The organism is Alkalibacterium thalassium, assembly GCF_900101165.1.
In the GTDB taxonomy this organism is placed as follows: domain Bacteria; phylum Bacillota; class Bacilli; order Lactobacillales; family Carnobacteriaceae_A; genus Alkalibacterium; species Alkalibacterium indicireducens.
The window spans coordinates 9,983-26,211 of record NZ_FNFK01000014.1 but is presented as its reverse complement, the minus strand read 5'-3'; the positions used below and the strand labels follow the sequence as shown (position 1 = coordinate 26,211).

The window sequence follows — 16,229 nt, the reverse complement described above, 5'->3', positions numbered from 1 at the left end:
AGACCTGCTTCCTAATGAGCAGGTCTTTTCTAATTCACATAGTCAATACTCGTTACGTACTCTCCCGGACAATCAGTTTCGTTGAGGTGATGACAGTCTTCGTAACATCACGTCCATCCTGTATCCGTTCATGCAGCAGCTGTATCCCGCTGCTTCCCATTTCTTCGGTATACACCTTAACTGTAGTCAGGGATGGGGTAATGTATTTTGCTGTAGAGATGTCGTTGAAACCGATAAGACTCATGTCCTCCGGCACCTTGATATTTTTCTCATATAAAGCCTTCAGGCAGCCAATTGCTATTGCATCATTTGCTGCCACAAACGCAGTAGGCCGCTCGTTTTTATTTAGCTGATCCAGTATCTTCAGCATATTCTTCCTGCCATCTTCCACTCGGAATTCACCCACCTGGAAATAATCAGATGAATAAAGCCGCTTGCGCTTCAGATATTCTTTCATCGTCTTTTCACGAGGGTCGATCCAATTCCCCGTACCGTCACTGAAGGATTCTTCCCCTCCGATGAAGCCGATACGTTTATGCCCCTGCTCGATGAGGTAATCGATGTTTCGCCTGATAGCATCTTTGAAATTGACCAATACACAGTCAACATCCCCCTGAGGCTTGAAATCAACAAAACACAAAGGAAGCTCTTTATCCTGAAGCTGCTTTACCTGATGCTGACTGTATTTCCCAATAGCCAATATACCAGCCAGATTGTCCTGATCGATCAGCTCATCCTGATCATATAATCGTATGAAGTCATAGCCAAGCTCCTGGGCTTTTTTTTCAGCACTTATTCGGATCGACATGTAATAGAGATCGTTCAGTTCTTCTGACTCACTGACCCAGTTGACAATGGCGATTGTCCCTTTTTTTCTAGTCCATACTTTCTTGTGACTTCGGTATTCCAAAGCTTCTGCCGCTTCGAATATCCGCTTTTTTGTTTCTTCGCCCACAGACAAGGTCGGATCATAATTAAGCACTCGGGATACAGTAGAAGTTGATACACCAGCTTTTTTGGCAATGTCTTTAAGTGTTGCCATCCCTTCCCTCCTAAAATAATAGATTCCTGATCAAATGTATCAGTCTGCTCTTACAGTAAACTGATAAGTTGTCTGTGAAGTAAATGTCTCACCGGGTCGTAAAATGATGTTGCCGAATCCGGGCTGATTGACGGCATCGGGAAGTGTCTGAGTTTCCAGAGTGATTCCAGCATATTGACCAGCGGGTTCGCCCTGAATTTCAAAGTCGTCTACTACTGCATTGTGCGTAAAGATGACGACACTGTTGCGGTCTGTAAAGAATTTTACTTCTCTACCTGATTCAGGATCAAACAGAATCCCTTTCGGTCCGTCACTTGTTCCGCTTAAGACAAATGGGTGGTCCAACCCGGATAAAGGAGAAATCTGAGGATGGTCAGCAAGTACAGCCTCTTTGACCGCTTTGAATGCTGTAAAGTCGAAAGGTGTCCCTTCTACCTTATCCAGCTCGCCTTTTGGCAGGTTTTCTTCTCCAAGTGGCGCATAAAAATCACTGTTAAGCATCAGCTGATGATCGAGAATCGACTTTTTGATGTCCCCAGTCAAATTAAAGTAGACATGATTCGTCGGATTGAACAGCGTTGGCTCATCTGTCTCTGCCTGGTAATCGAGAATCCACTCATTTTCTTCAGTTAATGTATACGTGACAGTCACTGACAGATTTCCAGGGAATCTGTTTTCCCCTGCAGGACTGGCATATGTAAAAATCAGACTCGCCTGCGTGTCGCTTTCATCAGTTCTGACTTCCCATAATTTCGTATCGAAACCTTCTGGTCCACCGTGGAGCAGATTTTCTCCTTCGTTCACGTCCAGCTGATAATCGGTCCCGTTTAATGTAAACTGACCTCTAGTGATCCGACCGGCAACTCTTCCAATCGTTGCACCGTAAAATGGACGATAGGCAATAAAATCTTCAAGTTTTTCCACATTCAACGTGATATTCTCTCTGTTTCCATTCTTATCCGGTGTGACTATTTTAGTCAGTGTGGCTCCGAACGGCATGGCACTGATTGCTACCCCTTTACTGTTAGTCAGTGTATATTCAAGTACGTCTACTCCATCAACTTTTCCAAAACTTTTACTAGTAATTTCCATATCCTTTCCTCCCTTTTGTTTACCGATTAAATTAATACGTTTCCATTATACCTTTTTTAAGTGAGTGATAAACCGTTTAAAGGCTTCTTTTCCATTATGATCTGTCTTGAATACTCCTGCATCCTTGAGTACCTGAAGAAACACTTCTCCGACAGCTTTATCAACGATATCCCCGACAGTTTCTTCGGTTACTTCATGCTCACATTTCAGCTCGTCAGCCCACGACTGATGGACGGGATCAACTGCATCGACTCTTCCCAGCAGATAGTCGCGGACCTGGTTCAGTTCGTCCTTTAATCGGGGGGGCAAGATCGCCAGACCCATTACTTCAATTAAGCCTATATTCTCCTTTTTAATGTGCTGAACGGGTGGATGAGGATGAAAGATCCCATCTGGATAGGATTCAGATGTCCGATTATTCCGGAGAACCAGATCCAGTTCAAAAGCCTCCCCTTTTCTACGGGCAATCGGAGTTACAGCATTATGTGGGACTCCATCTGTTTCGGATAATAAATCTACGGATTCATCCGAGTAGCCTTCCCAGACCGACATTACTTTTTCTGCGGCTTTTATCAGACTGTCCTTAGAATCACTCGTTATACGAATCACTGACATCGGCCACTTAATGACAGCCGCCTTGACATCGGTCATTCCATCGAGTTCGAAAGAAAACCTTTCTTCAGCACGCTCCAGCGGAAACGTATGGCGTCCACCCTGATAGTGATCATGAGACAGAATCGATCCACCGACGATTGGCAGACCAGCATTCGATCCTACAAAATAATGCGGCAGAATGGTCAATATATCTATCAGGTTTCTGACTGCCTGTATCCCGACATTCATTTCACGATGTACGTGTGAAAGAAAGATACAGTGCTCATCATAATAAGCATACGGCGAGTACTGGAATCCCCAGACTTCCTCACCGACAGTCATGCGAATGATTCGGTGGTTCGCCCGACCCGGGTGAGACAAGTGCCCTTCATATCCTTCATTCTCCATACAAAGCATGCACTTCGGATAATTCGGCTTATTCTTTCCGGCTCTAGCAATCTCCTTTGGATCTTTTTCGGGCTTGGAAAGATTGATTGTAATTTCAAGCTCGCCATAATCTGTTTCATGCGTATACTCTATATTTTTAGCTATTTCTCTTGTCTTGATGTAATTGGTCTGTCGGCTCAGCCCAAAAAATTGATCTGTAGCTTTTTTGGGACTTTGTCTGTAATTTTCCCAGAACTGCAGATTGACTTGCGACGGGGCAGGAGTAATTAGATCCATCACTTTTGCACCAAATATATCCTTAGAGGAAGGTAGGTCTTCGATCTGACCGGTTGAAACAGCGTAATTTATCAGTTCGTCTAGTTGCTCCAGCGTTGTATTTTTCCTATCTGAAGGGGACAGATTTTCCAATGCATCCACTTTCAGCAATGCAGCCAGTCTGTTGGCCAGATAAATTCTATCTGTCTGATGAACGAGGCCTGATTTAACCTGCGACTCTACAAAATCAGTAATCACCTGATTAATCCCATGTGTATTGTGTGCCTTAGTCATTGTTCACCCATTCCTTTGTGCCATCTTCTGTTTCTGCAATATAAAATTCTGCTTTATGTCCAATTTCTTCGTTGAATGCCTCACCGACCTGAGCAATAAATTCATCGACTTGACCATCCTCGACGATGGCAATACAACAGCCTCCAAAGCCACCACCCGTCATACGGGCACCAACTGTTCCTTTCTGCTTCCAGGCAAGTCTGACCAAGAGATCCGTTTCCCTGACTGTAACCTCATAGTCTTCATGAAGGGACTCATGAGACTCATTCATATACTGGCCGAATGCCTTCAGGTCATTCTTCATCAGAGCCTCTGCTGCCCGTTCCGTTCTTGCACTTTCATAGACAGCATGTCTTGCCCGTCTGAGCAGTATCTCATCTGATATGACATGTTTATGCGCCTCAAATGCCTCTTCTGTCAGCTCACCTAAACTACTGACATTCACTACTGTCTGAAGCTGCTTTAACGCTGTCTCGCACTGCTCGCGACGGGTATTGTATTCAGAATCGACCAGCTCTCTTCTAGTCATTGAATTCATGATAATAATTTTATGGTCAGGCAGATCAACTGGAATCTCGTCGTATGCCAGTGTGTTTGTATCAAGGAGCAGCGCGCTGCCTGCTTTGGACATGCCGATAGCAAACTGATCCAGAATGCCTGAATTCAGTCCTAAAAATTCATTTTCAGTCCGCATCCCCAGTTTGACTAGGTCCAGCTGATCGATGCTAAGCGAGAATAGGTCTCTGACAATCACTCCAATCAGCAGTTCAAGAGAGGCAGAAGATGAAAGAGACGCTCCATTAGGAATAGTCCCGTAAATATACAAGTCGAACCCCTGGGTCAGTTTCCCAGTTTTTTCTTGTATAAAAGTGATCATTCCCTTAACATAATTCAACCAGTTGTCTTCTTTTTTATAGGTAAGATCATCAAGATCAGCTGTCAGAATGCCCACTTCCGGAAAGTTTCCGGAATACGCCTGAATCATCTGATCTTCCCTTTTCTTAACAACGCCGTATGTTCCCATAGTAATTGCGCATGGAAACACTTTTCCGCCATTATAGTCAGTGTGCTCGCCTATCAGATTGATTCGTCCTGGAGAAAAGAAAACCTGATCTCCTTCATACCCGAAAGCTTCTTTAAACCCCTCCAGCAGTTCATTCCTGTTCATAATTAATCGCTCCTCCACTTGTAGTCAGTAACATTGTAACCCTTTTAGTAAAACTACACAAGTAAATTTACTAAACTTACTTGTGTATAATAATCAGCCTCTGGATAGATAGTAAAACCTTTATCAGTAGTGTAAACTACTAGTATCAAGATGAAATCTAGCATCAAAATGTGACAGGACATTCATTATTCACAAAGAACTCACATAACATTAGCCCAGTTTTCTAAAATGTTGTAGTTCTATATGGTATAATATGAACAGGTCTAATATTAATACAATCTATAACGCATAGGAGGGACTTACATGCCATTCTTTCCATTCTATTGGGATCCCACAATGATTCTGATTATCATAGGGATGATTATTTCCGGATTTGCAAGTATGTACGTGCAGTCCACTTACAATAAATACAGCAAGGTGAAGAGTAAACGAGGGTATACCGCTTCCGATGTCTGTCGCGAGATTTTGAACGCTGCTCAGCTGAAAAATGTCCGACTTGAAGGGATCAGGGGTAACTTGACAGACCATTATAATGCTCAGGACAACGTCCTCAGATTATCCGATACCACTCGGAATTCAACATCAGTAGCTGCTATCGGCGTAGCAGCACACGAGGCTGGACACGCCATGCAGGACCGCGACAACTACGGTCCGCTTCGTCTACGTGCAGCACTTGTGCCGGTTACCAACTTCGGACAGACAGCTGCTTTCCCAATTCTGTTTCTTGGATTTTTCATGGGCTATCAGCAGACACTGATCAATATTGGAATTCTTTTATTCTCACTGACTCTGCTGTTTCAGCTGGTCACTTTACCGGTAGAATTCGATGCGTCTAAACGTGCCATTCGTATCCTTGAAGAGCAAGGCCTTCTGACAAATGAAGAACTGCCTCAAGCCAAGAAAGTACTGAATGCCGCTGCATTGACTTATATTGCCGCAGCAATTGCTTCATTCCTGAGTGTCCTAAGACTCTTCCTTATTTTTGGTGGAGGCAACAGACGTCGCAGATAGTAATATTTAACGCAGATAGCCTCATCGTTCCCTGAATTGAATGGGAACGATGAGGCTGTTTTTTGTGTAATTGTTTAAACTTGATTAGCCGCTCTTCTCTTTGAAAAGGTCATGGATCGCCTCTTTGCTCCGGGAAAGTTCTTCAACCGGTGTTCTCATATTGTATTCCAGAACTAGATCAGGCTCTATATCAAGCATTTTTATAGTCTGAAAGACCCTTTCCCAATCAATCGCTCCTTGCCCAATAGGCAAATGATTGTCCACATTTCCCCTTGTATCATTAATATGAAGGGCCAGAAGCTTGCTGCTCAGCTCTTTCATGACCAATTCAATAGGCCACCTAGTGATATGAGCGTGTCCGACGTCAAGAACGGCACCAACGACTTCTTCATTGAACGAGTGGATAAATGAAATAAAAGCTTCATGGTCAAACAATTCTCTCTGTCTATCTCCACCATTCTCAATAGCCAGTTTGACCTTGCACTGTTTAGCAGTAGGAATCAGAGTCTTGATTCCTTTTGCTGCATAGTGACGGCTTTTTTCCTTATCAAATGTCGTTGGATGGATGATTCCGGGGCTGATGACCACATGAGTGGCCTGGATCCGTCCGGCAAAACGAATGGTTTTTTTGTACTGTTCCAGTGCTGCAGCCCTGACAGGTCCCCACTCACTCGCCATGTTCAAATCGTAGTGAGGGGCGTGGACACTGTACTGGGCGCCTGCTCTTCTTAATTGTTGAATAAGTTCTTCTTTGTGATTATCAGATATATGAGACCAGTGAGTGCCGTCCATGAACAACTCCACTTTTTCTGCACCTAGTTCAATACAAGACTTTACGGCCTCCATAGGTTGAGATTTCAGAAGGGGCAGTGTCGAATAAGAAATAATCGGCATAAGGTTATCCTCCTTTAATCAGTTCTGCTGAATTATCTGATGGGACTGACAACTTTCAATGTAGTCTTTAAGAATGTGCACGGCCTGAACGCAATCGCTCAGATCAGACCATTCTGCAGGATTGTGACTTATCCCATCTTTACTTCGTACGAAAATCATTGCGGAGGGAACATGCTGGCCCACGATCATTGCATCGTGACCGGCTCCACTAGGAAGATAGTAGGGTCTGATGCCTTTCCCCTGCATCGCTTTTTCCAATTTGTCCTGCAGTTCTTTTTTTATAGGAACTGGCGGCACATTATGCACCGTCTCACATGTCAGAATGATTGCCCAGGATTTACTGATATCTTCTGCCGTCTGAATAATAGCATCAATAAGCTGCTGGCGAGTGTCTTCATAAATATCCCTGATATCCACATAAACTATGACTTCCCCTGGAATCACATTCGTTCCATTCGGCTTGACCTCAATATTTCCAACTGTCGCTACCGCAGAATCGTTTATTTTTTGAGGAAGATGACTGATATAGTGAATAAAGTGTCCAGCCGCAACCAGCGCATCCTGCCGATCAGTCATAGGTGTATTCCCGGCATGGCCAGCTTGTCCTTTGAATGTCAATCTCAACCAGTAGGGGCCGGCAATTCCGGTTACAATTCCACACGGCAGCTGCTCTTTTTCAAGTCGCTTGCCCTGTTCGATATGCACTTCGACATAGGACTCGATATCACTGTGCGGACGTCCGGCTGATTTGAATCCTTCAAAACTTAATCCTACGTCATTAATGACCTCTTCAAAGGAGCGGCCGTCAAAATCTTTCTTAGTCTGCATGGCTTCGATGTCCGTATCCCCCATCATTGCCTCGCTGCCTGTCAGCCCTCCGTTGAAGCGCGACCCTTCTTCATCAGTAAAAGCCACTATTTCCAAAGGTTTTTCAGGTGCATACCCTGTTTCTTTCCATGACTGAGCAACTTCCAGAGCTGAAAGCACACCTATTGTCCCGTCAAAGTGTCCTCCGTTAGGGACTGTGTCAACATGGGATCCGCTCATAATTACTGGTTTGTCAGGGTGTTTCCCGTCCAATCTGCCGATGATATTGCCTGCCCCATCTTCTCTGACCTGCATTCCTGCTTCTTCCATCCATTTAACGATCCAGTTTTTTGCTTCTCGCTCTTCCTGTGAGAATCCCGGGCGTCGTGAGCCTTGGTCCTCAGTAAGTCCTATCTTTGACAGTATACCCAGTCGGTAAGCGAGTCTCTCCCCAGATACTCCTTCAGCAGTCAGCTTACTGTCAAAGTCTGAAAGTAATTGCTGCTCCAAATCAAATGTGCTTTTAGTCATATGTTCATCTCCCCGAAATCATTGAGTTTATTATAGCATGACTAACCTCAAATACACATGACTCACGGTCAGAAACCCGATTGTATGGCCTCTATGCCTAAAGGACTGGCAGCACAAAGGAATGAAGCCTAAAAAAGACACACTATAGTATATGACATGCTAAACCTTTAAGATGGGAGGACCTAATAGTATATCTAGATCCCCTCAGTTTACGGAACTATACTTATAGGGCGAATAGCGCCATCTTAGAGACAGTATTTATTCGGAACTGTAACTAGAGGCCGCTTAGCAGCACTTTGGACGTATTGATTTTTCGGAACTGTAATTAGAAGCTGTTTAGCGACACTTTGGAAACTATAATTTCCTGGAACTGTAATTAGAACCGCGCTAGTTATACCTTAGACTCTGCTGATGTTACGGAACTGCAACTGGCCGGTACGCTAACGATACCTTTTCCTTTATTAAACTGCCGGAACTACATCTAAAGATCACTTGTTGCTGAATGACTCTCAAAATCAGAAGAAGTTTCTCTATGTATTAATTAAATCCGTTATTTCACTAATATAGTACTGCCTACAACACTGCTCTTTTAAATAATGAACCGATTCGTCGGACGAATCGAACAGCATTGCTCTTAAAAGAAGAAAAAAACCGGTCAGACGATAATAGTGTCGCCTGACCGGTTAGTCCGTGTGATCTAAATTGTATTTTTCAGTAATTACTGTACAGAATCTTCTGCAAATACCGCTGACCATTCATCACGTTTTGAAAGGAAGCGTTCAGCCACTTCTTTTGCTCCTTCAAGCGTGTGATGTGCCGCCCAGCCACACTGTACCTCGTTGCTTGCCGGTACTTCGTCAGCTTCCAGTACGTCTTTCATCGTCTTTTCAAGTACTTCGAAGATTTCATCGATGTTATCGTGGTTCAGAACAGTCAGATAAAACCCTGTCTGGCAGCCCATAGGACCGAAATCGACGATATAATCCGCATGATTACGGATATGCTCTGCAGTCAGATGTTCAAGGGAATGCACGGCCATCATGTCCATGTGTTCTTTATTCGGCTGTGAAAACCGGACATCATACTTGACGATCAGGTCACCGTTCGTTCCAGTTTTTCTGTCAGCCACTCGGACGTAAGGAGCCTGTACTTTTGTATGGTCAAGGTTAAAACTTTCGACGTTCATCTTTTTGTCAGCCATTAATGATTATCTCCTTTTAAAATATCCATATTTTTTACGTCTTGTACTTTCGTTCCTTCAAATAACCAGACAAAATCGTTCATTTGAGTAAAGGATATCTGGGAAAATCCTGCTTTACTCAATGCAGTGTATACCGTATCCAGTAGAGGATAGTATTCTCTCCTCAAGTCTTCCGCAAGATCACTGTAGCCTCTGCTTTCAGCCTCTTCTATGACACTGTCATAGACATCCTGAGTTACGAAGATCGTATCAGCAAAGACGAGCTTTCCGCCTTCAGCCAGCTGCTGGGCATAGAATCTTACTGCTTCGCTCTTTTCTTCATCATCCAGATGATGGAAAACGTATGAGCTGACGATTGTATCCAGAGGTTTGTCCGGCAGTGGATACTCCTGCATGTCCCCATCGTGAATCGTAAAATCGTCCGGCAGCTTTTCTTTAGCCAGTTTACGCATTTCTGGTGACGGCTCGACAGCAAACACTTCCTTGCCGGCATTCAACAGTTTTTCAGTCAGGTTCCCAGTTCCAATGCCGAACTCCAGAACATGATTGCCGCTTCTATTGACTATTTCCGCCAGTATTTCCTCATATCCGGCGAACACTTCCTTATATTCTTCATCATTGCCTTTGACTGATGCATCATAATTCTTGGCCCATCCGGTAAATACTTCTATAAATTCTCGACCCATTAGCTCACTCCTTTATATCGTGTGATTTTCTGCAGTTTTTCTAAAGTTCTCTTCCTTGGTCTTTACTACTTTTGCAGGAATACCGACAGCCGTTACTCCCTCAGGGATATCTTTTAAAACGACTGCACTGGCTCCTATTTTAGCCTGTTTACCTATTGTGATATTACCTATTACCTGTACATGCGCGGAGAGAAGTACCCCGTCACCGATGGTCGGGTGACGCTTGCCTGCCTGATCGCCCCGTCCACCTAGAGTAACAGCGTGAAACATCTTGACGTCATCTCCAATTTCTGCGGTTTCACCGATCACGATCCCCATACCATGGTCAATAAACAGCCGACGACCGATTACAGCTCCGGGATGAATTTCGATTCCGGTGATCCATCTAGCAAACATGGACAGCATACGAGCCGGTACCCTTACTCTTTTATTATATAAAAAATGGGAGATTCGATGAAAGAATATTGCCCAGACTCCAGGATAAGTCAGGACGATTTCAGCTGAGCTGCCTGCAGCCGGGTCATTATTTTTATAAGTCTGCATCAGTTCTTTGAATGCGCTCATGTCTGCTCCTCTATCTGTTGGATTATAGTTTATTGAATCCTGACTCCAGGTCTTCGATCAGATCTTCGACATCTTCGATTCCGACAGATAGACGAATCAGTTCATCCTTAATTCCAGCTTTCAGACGATCTGCTGAAGGAATTGCTCCGTGTGTCATCAGTGCCGGAATTTCGATCAGACTTTCTACTGCTCCTAGACTTTCGGCCAGTGTAATCAGGGATAGACTTTCGACGAACGTTTCAGCAGACAAGCCTTCCTTCAGTTCAAATGATACCATGCCGCCAAAACCTGTCATCTGTTTTTTAGCCGTTTCATATCCTGGGTGTGATTCAAGTCCAGGATAGTATATCTTCTCGACTTTGTCATGTCCGTTAAGATAGTCGACGATTTTTTTAGCATTTGCTTCATGCGCTTCCATCCGGATACCAAGTGTCTTGATCCCACGCTGAACGATCCAGCTATCCTGAGGCCCAAGAATTCCGCCAATTGAGTTCTGCAGAAATCCTAGTTCTTCTGCCAGTTTTTCGCTGCTGGTTGTTACAAGACCTGCAACGACATCACTATGTCCGCCAAGATATTTTGATGCACTGTGGAGAACAATATCAGCACCAAGTTCAAGCGGACGTTGATTATAAGGCGTAGCAAAGGTATTGTCCACGATAGTGATTATATCGTGCGCTTTGGCAATATCAGCAACAGCCTTGATATCTGTTATTTTAAGCAGAGGGTTAGTCGGTGTTTCAAGGAAGATTGCTTTCGTTTCGTCCTTGATGGCTCCTTCGATTGTTGAACTGTCACTTGTATCGACAACAGTAAAGGTCAGTCCCAGACGCTTTAAGATTTTGTTGATCAGACGGTAAGTTCCGCCATAAACGTCATCCCCGACGATGATATGGTCCCCTTGAGAAAACAGGGAAAAAATATTATGCGTTCCAGCAGAACCTGAAGCAAAGGCCAGCCCTCTGACTCCACCTTCCATATCTGCAATGAGCTTCTCCAGCGCCAGACGAGTCGGGTTTCCTGTTCTGGAGTATTCAAATCCTTTGTGAACCCCTACTTTTTCCTGTTTGTATGTTGTTGTCTGGTGAATCGGGACATTAACTGATCCCGTCGCTTCATCATGACTGATTCCACCGTGTATAAAAGTTGTTTTCATTCGCATAACTGATCGTCTCCTCTTTTGAATTTATTTGTATATATTTTTTGATAAATACCGTTCGCTTCCATCCGGGAAGACAGTCACAATCGTACTGCCTGCTGGTAACGTCTGTGCTTCTTTAAGTGCTGCCGCAAATGCTGCCCCGCTTGAACTTCCTATAAAGAGTCCATTTTTTCTGGCCAGTTCCTTTGTGTAATAGAATGCTTCTTCATCAGAAATGGTATAGACCTGATCGATCCATTCCTTCTTCATGAAAGGCGGGAACGACTCAACACCAATGCCTTCTGTCTCGTGGGATCCTGGTTCGCCTCCACCTAATATGGATCCTTCCGGTTCGACGACGACTGTTCGGAGACTCTCTGACTGTTCCTTGAAGTACTGAGCAACCCCGCTGAACGTGCCTCCGCTTCCTGCCCCTGCGACAAAAGAATCAGGGTACTGACCATCTAAGTCCTTGACAATTTCAGGTCCCAAAGTTTCATAATAAGTCAACGGATTGACAGGATTTTCGAACTGAAGCGGGAGATAACTGTTTTCGATCTTCTCGCCTAACGCCTTAGCTTTAGCCACTGCGCCTTTAATGCCTTCTTCCGTAGGTGTATGGACGATTTCTGCTCCCAAGACTCGCATCAGCTCCTGCTTTTCAATGCTGAACTTTTCAGGTACGACGAAAATCAATTTCAATCCATATGACATCGCAGCCAGCCCCAGGCCGATTCCTGTATTCCCGGCGGTTGGCTCTATTATCGTTGACTCTTTGTTGATTATTGCTTCTTTAAATGCTGTGTCAATAAGTTTGACACCCAGACGGTCCTTGATGCTTCCTCCAGGATTGAACTGCTCAAGCTTTGCAAGTATACGTGTGTTCTCTGGAAGGTCATAGCCTTTAATTTCCATCATAGGTGTCTGACCGATCAGCTCATTTACTGTTTGTATAATCATATTACCCTCCTTTCGTCAAAAAAGCGCACAAGGGGATACCTCATGCGCTCACTCTAATTATTCTAACGGTTAATGATTTCTTCCTGATCTGATAGTGACAGAATGTATCAGGAGCTTATCGATTTAATCGCCTAGAACATTTTTGAGAGCATGAGAAATAGACTGTACACATGTACAGCAACACTCGTTTTGCTTCTCTAAAAATGTGATTGGCACGATCAAACACTCCCTAATCTACTTACTAATAGTTTGTTCACTTCTGATATTAGCATTATCTAAATCTATTGTCAATGAATCCCAGTCTTTGAATTTACCCAAAATTTTATGATTTCCTGAACGGTGCCAAAAGCCCGAGGTATACACATGTGGAAAACATGGTATCCTCGGGCTTTTGAGCAGTCCACAGCTTAAATCTGTGGACTAATTTTATCCTGTTATCTGTTATAATTGAATCACTACAAAACAAAAAAACAAAACAGGAACTGAGGTTATTTTACCATGAATTCTACAGAAATTTATCAAACAAAGCGAAGTTTAATCACTTTTTTAGAAAAACTGACCGAAGGTCTTTCTAAACCACGAAAGAAATTTTACAGTGATATTTTATATGGCATGTCTAAGGCTCAAAATACCCTGTTATCAGATATTGCACGAGCGTTAGAAGAAAATATTGACTTGCAGTACACCATTAAACGCTTATCTCGTAATGCTTCTGAAGAGAATGACTTGAAAGAGCTCCATCATAATTATTTAAATGGCTTAAGAACATCTATACCGGATAACCCTTTGGTTATCGTTGATGAATCAGAAATTGTTAAACCTTATGCCGAAAAGATGGAACATTTAGCTTTAGTCCGTGATGGGTCAAAGAATGTTTTAGAGAAAGGCTATCCTACAATCAATTTTTCAATGGCTACACTGAAAACGAAACATCCCTTGCCTCTGTATAATCATTTGTATTCTTCCAAGGAGAAAGATTTTCACAGTCAAAATATTGAAATAGCCAAAGGCTTTAATACAGTCACTTCGTTTTTAGGAAAGAAAAAGGCTACTTTCGTTATGGATCGTGGTTATGACACCAATACGATATATGAGTATGTCCAAGATATCGGCCATCACTTCATTACGCGACTAAAGGATAATCGTTATTTACTACATAGAAATCGTCGCGTGAAAGTCCCTGACTTAGCGCATCGTCGGAAAGGAAAAATCAACTTTAAGACGGAAATTCAAGGTGATGAATATAAATTAAAGGTTAGTCATAATGAAGAACCACTTTTATTATTGGATGATAATGAGGAGCCATTTACAAAGAATAGCTACATTGCTGCACTTAAGGAACTTCACATCGGTGAGTGGCGAAGACGTTATACAACTAAACGTTTGAATCTGTTTATATATAAAAATAATTTTAAAAAAACTACTATTTTCTATATTCCAGAAAATAGTAGTTTGCGTCTCATAACAGTTTAAGTAAGCTCGGATAAATATTTGGTCACATCAAATTGTTCACTTTTTATTTTGTAAGTTTTATTAGCTTTCCATCTATGAAAAAATCAGAAAAATCAAATTTGTTTCTTATCCACTCTAAAGCTTTTTTGTGATAAAAAAACACATGTGTATCATCATTTTTATAATACCAAGTTTCAAAATCAATCTCTTCATTATATAGACTCGTCAGACAAAATATACTGCCCTTTGGCTTTAACATTTCAGCTAAACTTTTAAATTCCTCATAGGGATGGTGAAAATGCTCTATTACCTCTGAACAAATAATATAATCGTATTTTATAGAAAGTTTTTTTGGATAGAGGTGAAAAAATGGATCGTACAATCTTAAAGCATATCCTTCTTTTTCTAAAAGACTTGTTATTACTGGACCTGTCCCCGCTCCATAATCTAAGCCTAAATGATTTGTATCATAATGATCTCTTACCTTTTCTACAATAGGAGAAACAAACTTTTGATATCTAGGATCATTTACATCATTATTATGGTTTTTATATCTTTCTTTTTCTTCTTCTTGAGATAAATAATCTAAAGGGTCCAACATGACTGAAAAACAGTTGTCACATTTATAATATTTCTTATTTTTAATTTTGTACAATAACTTTGTTCTTGAACTGCAAAGCGAGCATTGGATAGATTTTATCAATTGATTCACCGCTTTCTATAAGTGGATTTCACCTTCATCTCACTCATATGGCTGTGTGTTTTCAGCCCTGTATTGTCCTTATATTTTAAATTCATACTATCCCTTATTTGATTGGTTAAAATATTTTTTTGCACATTATAGGGAGTCTTATCATTAAAGTAAAGTGCCTTGGAGTTGATGATTTTCCCAGTTTTTTTGTCTGTAATAATAGGCACAAAACCAATATGCTTCTTGTTAGCTCGATGGTAGAGCTTCTCTAGATGCATAAAACCATTATAAATCTCGCCCATTATTTGACCATCATCATCATATTCAGCATCAGGAAAAATCATGACTTGCTTTCCTTGATTTAGTAAATCAATACTCTGTGTTAAAGTTTTTGTGATTTTTCTTGATTCTCTATAAACAGGAATTGCTTTTGCTGATTTTATCAATGGTGGAATGAAGAGACCACAAAGAACTGCCATTATAAAGGCAAGTATCTTTGGTAATTTTATGATTTTTTTAAAAGTATGTTGATAATACATGTTGAAACATTCTTTAAAAGTAAAAAGGTGAGAAACCACCCAAAAATGAACTGAATCTGGTAGATATAGCATACAAGAGACTGGACCATAGAAATTTTGATGATGTCCTACCAATACATTTTCTTTTGAAAATATTTTTTTATCAACCATCACTTCTCTTTTCATAAAACAAGCAAGAATTTTTCTTACCACTCTAAAGTATATGCCTTTTGTTTTTTTAGATGAATTTTCCCTAAAAACCCATCTCATCTGAGTTTGATAACTAAAAATACCCAAGGAAATATCGGATATCGTTTTTGCTATAACCTCATTGATAGCAAAAACATCATTGATAATATAAATCATGCTGGCCGATGAAGTTAGAAGGCCTAACCAAAGAATATAATATTTTATTAGATAGCTTCTCTTCTTACTGTTTCCTCCCAAAAAAAGCACTTTGTTGAGCCTGAAATTAACAAGTGATGACAGAATACGAGCCGTTACACTTGCCATTAAAATAGCCATTCCCGTTCCAAAAATAGGTTTTGCAAAAAATAGTATGATTGCAAATATACTAAGATCAAGCATTGCAGATAATCCAAAATTTCTAAAGTAGGTCGCAGCTTTTTTAAAATGGATTCCCATCACTTTAGCTGAATACATAGCTTTTTCTCACTCTCACTTTATGATTGTGCTTCTGTTTTTTTTTTATGGTGATTTTTTTTATTTGATTTTTCCCCATACATCCGGACACCAGTATGTTCTGTTTCTTTCCAGTCAACCGTCTTCTTAAATAGAGACACTGTTTGTAATGGAATAAAGCTAATCACAAAAAGTGGGTAGAGCAAAATGCCTGCAATCACATTTCTCGAAAATTTCAACCGTTTTTCAAAAAATAAAACGATTAGGGCCGTGGATAA

Annotated in this window: 16 protein-coding genes; 2 read left to right on the top strand and 14 right to left on the bottom strand. The window is 41.7% G+C overall.

The features are described 5' to 3' along the window. Positions 1 to 52: 52 nt before the first annotated feature. From BLR76_RS04910 to BLR76_RS04895, 4 genes are read right to left on the bottom strand one after another with little or no spacing between them, the layout of a single operon-like run. Positions 53 to 1,042, bottom strand: a complete 990-nt coding sequence (locus tag BLR76_RS04910; protein WP_091266202.1) for a LacI family DNA-binding transcriptional regulator — start codon at positions 1,040 to 1,042, stop codon at positions 53 to 55. Positions 1,043 to 1,081: 39 nt separating this feature from the next. Beyond that, on the bottom strand, positions 1,082 to 2,134 hold the full coding sequence (locus BLR76_RS04905; RefSeq protein WP_091266199.1) for an aldose epimerase family protein: 1,053 nt from the start codon (positions 2,132 to 2,134) through the stop codon (positions 1,082 to 1,084). 45 nt (positions 2,135 to 2,179) lie between these two features. Then, positions 2,180 to 3,685 carry a UDP-glucose--hexose-1-phosphate uridylyltransferase gene (gene galT / locus BLR76_RS04900; RefSeq protein WP_091266197.1) on the bottom strand — a complete coding sequence of 502 codons (1,506 nt, stop codon included), beginning with the start codon at positions 3,683 to 3,685 and terminating at the stop codon, positions 2,180 to 2,182. Next, positions 3,678 to 4,853, bottom strand: coding sequence for a galactokinase (locus BLR76_RS04895; RefSeq protein WP_091266195.1), 1,176 nt, complete (start codon positions 4,851 to 4,853; stop codon positions 3,678 to 3,680). The genes galT and BLR76_RS04895 overlap by 8 nt, the downstream gene beginning before the upstream one ends. 303 nt (positions 4,854 to 5,156) lie before the next feature. Here BLR76_RS04895 and BLR76_RS04890 point away from each other — a divergent pair, with 303 nt between their 5' ends. Beyond that, positions 5,157 to 5,864 carry a zinc metallopeptidase gene (locus BLR76_RS04890; protein WP_091266192.1) on the top strand — a complete coding sequence of 236 codons (708 nt, stop codon included), beginning with the start codon at positions 5,157 to 5,159 and terminating at the stop codon, positions 5,862 to 5,864. Between the two features lie 84 nt (positions 5,865 to 5,948). Here BLR76_RS04890 and BLR76_RS04885 read toward each other — a convergent pair whose 3' ends face one another. The 7 genes from BLR76_RS04885 to BLR76_RS04855 form a co-directional block, all read right to left on the bottom strand. Then, positions 5,949 to 6,758, bottom strand: coding sequence for a sugar phosphate isomerase/epimerase family protein (locus BLR76_RS04885; protein ID WP_091266191.1), 810 nt, complete (start codon positions 6,756 to 6,758; stop codon positions 5,949 to 5,951). An 18-nt stretch (positions 6,759 to 6,776) separates the two neighbouring features. Continuing rightward, positions 6,777 to 8,096: a M20 family metallo-hydrolase gene (locus BLR76_RS04880; protein ID WP_091266188.1), complete on the bottom strand. Its 1,320-nt coding sequence runs from the start codon at positions 8,094 to 8,096 to the stop codon at positions 6,777 to 6,779. Positions 8,097 to 8,814: 718 nt separating this feature from the next. Then, positions 8,815 to 9,297 (bottom strand): S-ribosylhomocysteine lyase, encoded by a 483-nt coding sequence (locus tag BLR76_RS04875; protein ID WP_091266185.1) that lies wholly within the window; start codon positions 9,295 to 9,297, stop codon positions 8,815 to 8,817. Beyond that, on the bottom strand, positions 9,297 to 9,983 hold the full coding sequence (locus tag BLR76_RS04870; RefSeq protein WP_091266182.1) for a class I SAM-dependent methyltransferase: 687 nt from the start codon (positions 9,981 to 9,983) through the stop codon (positions 9,297 to 9,299). The genes BLR76_RS04875 and BLR76_RS04870 overlap by 1 nt, the downstream gene beginning before the upstream one ends. 12 nt (positions 9,984 to 9,995) lie before the next feature. Beyond that, a complete protein-coding gene (gene epsC / locus BLR76_RS04865; protein ID WP_091266179.1) occupies positions 9,996 to 10,547 on the bottom strand; it encodes a serine O-acetyltransferase EpsC in 552 nt (183 codons plus the stop codon). A 22-nt stretch (positions 10,548 to 10,569) separates the two neighbouring features. Next, positions 10,570 to 11,709 carry a bifunctional cystathionine gamma-lyase/homocysteine desulfhydrase gene (locus tag BLR76_RS04860; protein ID WP_091266177.1) on the bottom strand — a complete coding sequence of 380 codons (1,140 nt, stop codon included), beginning with the start codon at positions 11,707 to 11,709 and terminating at the stop codon, positions 10,570 to 10,572. Positions 11,710 to 11,733: 24 nt separating this feature from the next. Beyond that, positions 11,734 to 12,648: a PLP-dependent cysteine synthase family protein gene (locus BLR76_RS04855; RefSeq protein ID WP_091266174.1), complete on the bottom strand. Its 915-nt coding sequence runs from the start codon at positions 12,646 to 12,648 to the stop codon at positions 11,734 to 11,736. A gap of 498 nt (positions 12,649 to 13,146) precedes the next feature. On the opposite strand from BLR76_RS04855, the gene BLR76_RS04850 reads away from it, so the two are divergent. Next, the gene (locus tag BLR76_RS04850) at positions 13,147 to 14,121 is read left to right on the top strand and encodes a hypothetical protein (RefSeq protein ID WP_091266172.1); all 975 of its coding nucleotides are present in this window, start codon (positions 13,147 to 13,149) and stop codon (positions 14,119 to 14,121) included. A gap of 43 nt (positions 14,122 to 14,164) precedes the next feature. Here BLR76_RS04850 and BLR76_RS04845 read toward each other — a convergent pair whose 3' ends face one another. The 3 genes from BLR76_RS04845 to BLR76_RS12000 form a co-directional block, all read right to left on the bottom strand. Further along, entirely contained in the window at positions 14,165 to 14,755 is a 591-nt protein-coding gene (locus tag BLR76_RS04845) for a class I SAM-dependent methyltransferase (protein WP_218121396.1), read from the bottom strand. A gap of 53 nt (positions 14,756 to 14,808) precedes the next feature. Then, entirely contained in the window at positions 14,809 to 15,972 is a 1,164-nt protein-coding gene (locus BLR76_RS04840; RefSeq protein ID WP_091266169.1) for a GtrA family protein, read from the bottom strand. 20 nt (positions 15,973 to 15,992) lie between these two features. After that, positions 15,993 to 16,229 (bottom strand): hypothetical protein (locus BLR76_RS12000; protein ID WP_218121395.1); only part of this gene is annotated, 237 nt, incomplete at its 5' end.

What these genes read in the sequence shown, in the direction of transcription:
- BLR76_RS04910 (WP_091266202.1), bottom strand. Translation starts at nt 1,042, where the DNA reads ATGGCAACACTTAAAGACATTGCCAAAAAAGCTGGTGTATCAACTTCT.
- BLR76_RS04905 (WP_091266199.1), bottom strand. Translation starts at nt 2,134, where the DNA reads ATGGAAATTACTAGTAAAAGTTTTGGAAAAGTTGATGGAGTAGACGTA.
- galT (WP_091266197.1), bottom strand. Translation starts at nt 3,685, where the DNA reads ATGACTAAGGCACACAATACACATGGGATTAATCAGGTGATTACTGAT.
- BLR76_RS04895 (WP_091266195.1), bottom strand. Translation starts at nt 4,853, where the DNA reads ATGAACAGGAATGAACTGCTGGAGGGGTTTAAAGAAGCTTTCGGGTAT.
- BLR76_RS04890 (WP_091266192.1), top strand. Translation starts at nt 5,157, where the DNA reads ATGCCATTCTTTCCATTCTATTGGGATCCCACAATGATTCTGATTATC.
- BLR76_RS04885 (WP_091266191.1), bottom strand. Translation starts at nt 6,758, where the DNA reads ATGCCGATTATTTCTTATTCGACACTGCCCCTTCTGAAATCTCAACCT.
- BLR76_RS04880 (WP_091266188.1), bottom strand. Translation starts at nt 8,096, where the DNA reads ATGACTAAAAGCACATTTGATTTGGAGCAGCAATTACTTTCAGACTTT.
- BLR76_RS04875 (WP_091266185.1), bottom strand. Translation starts at nt 9,297, where the DNA reads ATGGCTGACAAAAAGATGAACGTCGAAAGTTTTAACCTTGACCATACA.
- BLR76_RS04870 (WP_091266182.1), bottom strand. Translation starts at nt 9,983, where the DNA reads ATGGGTCGAGAATTTATAGAAGTATTTACCGGATGGGCCAAGAATTAT.
- epsC (WP_091266179.1), bottom strand. Translation starts at nt 10,547, where the DNA reads ATGAGCGCATTCAAAGAACTGATGCAGACTTATAAAAATAATGACCCG.
- BLR76_RS04860 (WP_091266177.1), bottom strand. Translation starts at nt 11,709, where the DNA reads ATGCGAATGAAAACAACTTTTATACACGGTGGAATCAGTCATGATGAA.
- BLR76_RS04855 (WP_091266174.1), bottom strand. Translation starts at nt 12,648, where the DNA reads ATGATTATACAAACAGTAAATGAGCTGATCGGTCAGACACCTATGATG.
- BLR76_RS04850 (WP_091266172.1), top strand. Translation starts at nt 13,147, where the DNA reads ATGAATTCTACAGAAATTTATCAAACAAAGCGAAGTTTAATCACTTTT.
- BLR76_RS04840 (WP_091266169.1), bottom strand. Translation starts at nt 15,972, where the DNA reads ATGTATTCAGCTAAAGTGATGGGAATCCATTTTAAAAAAGCTGCGACC.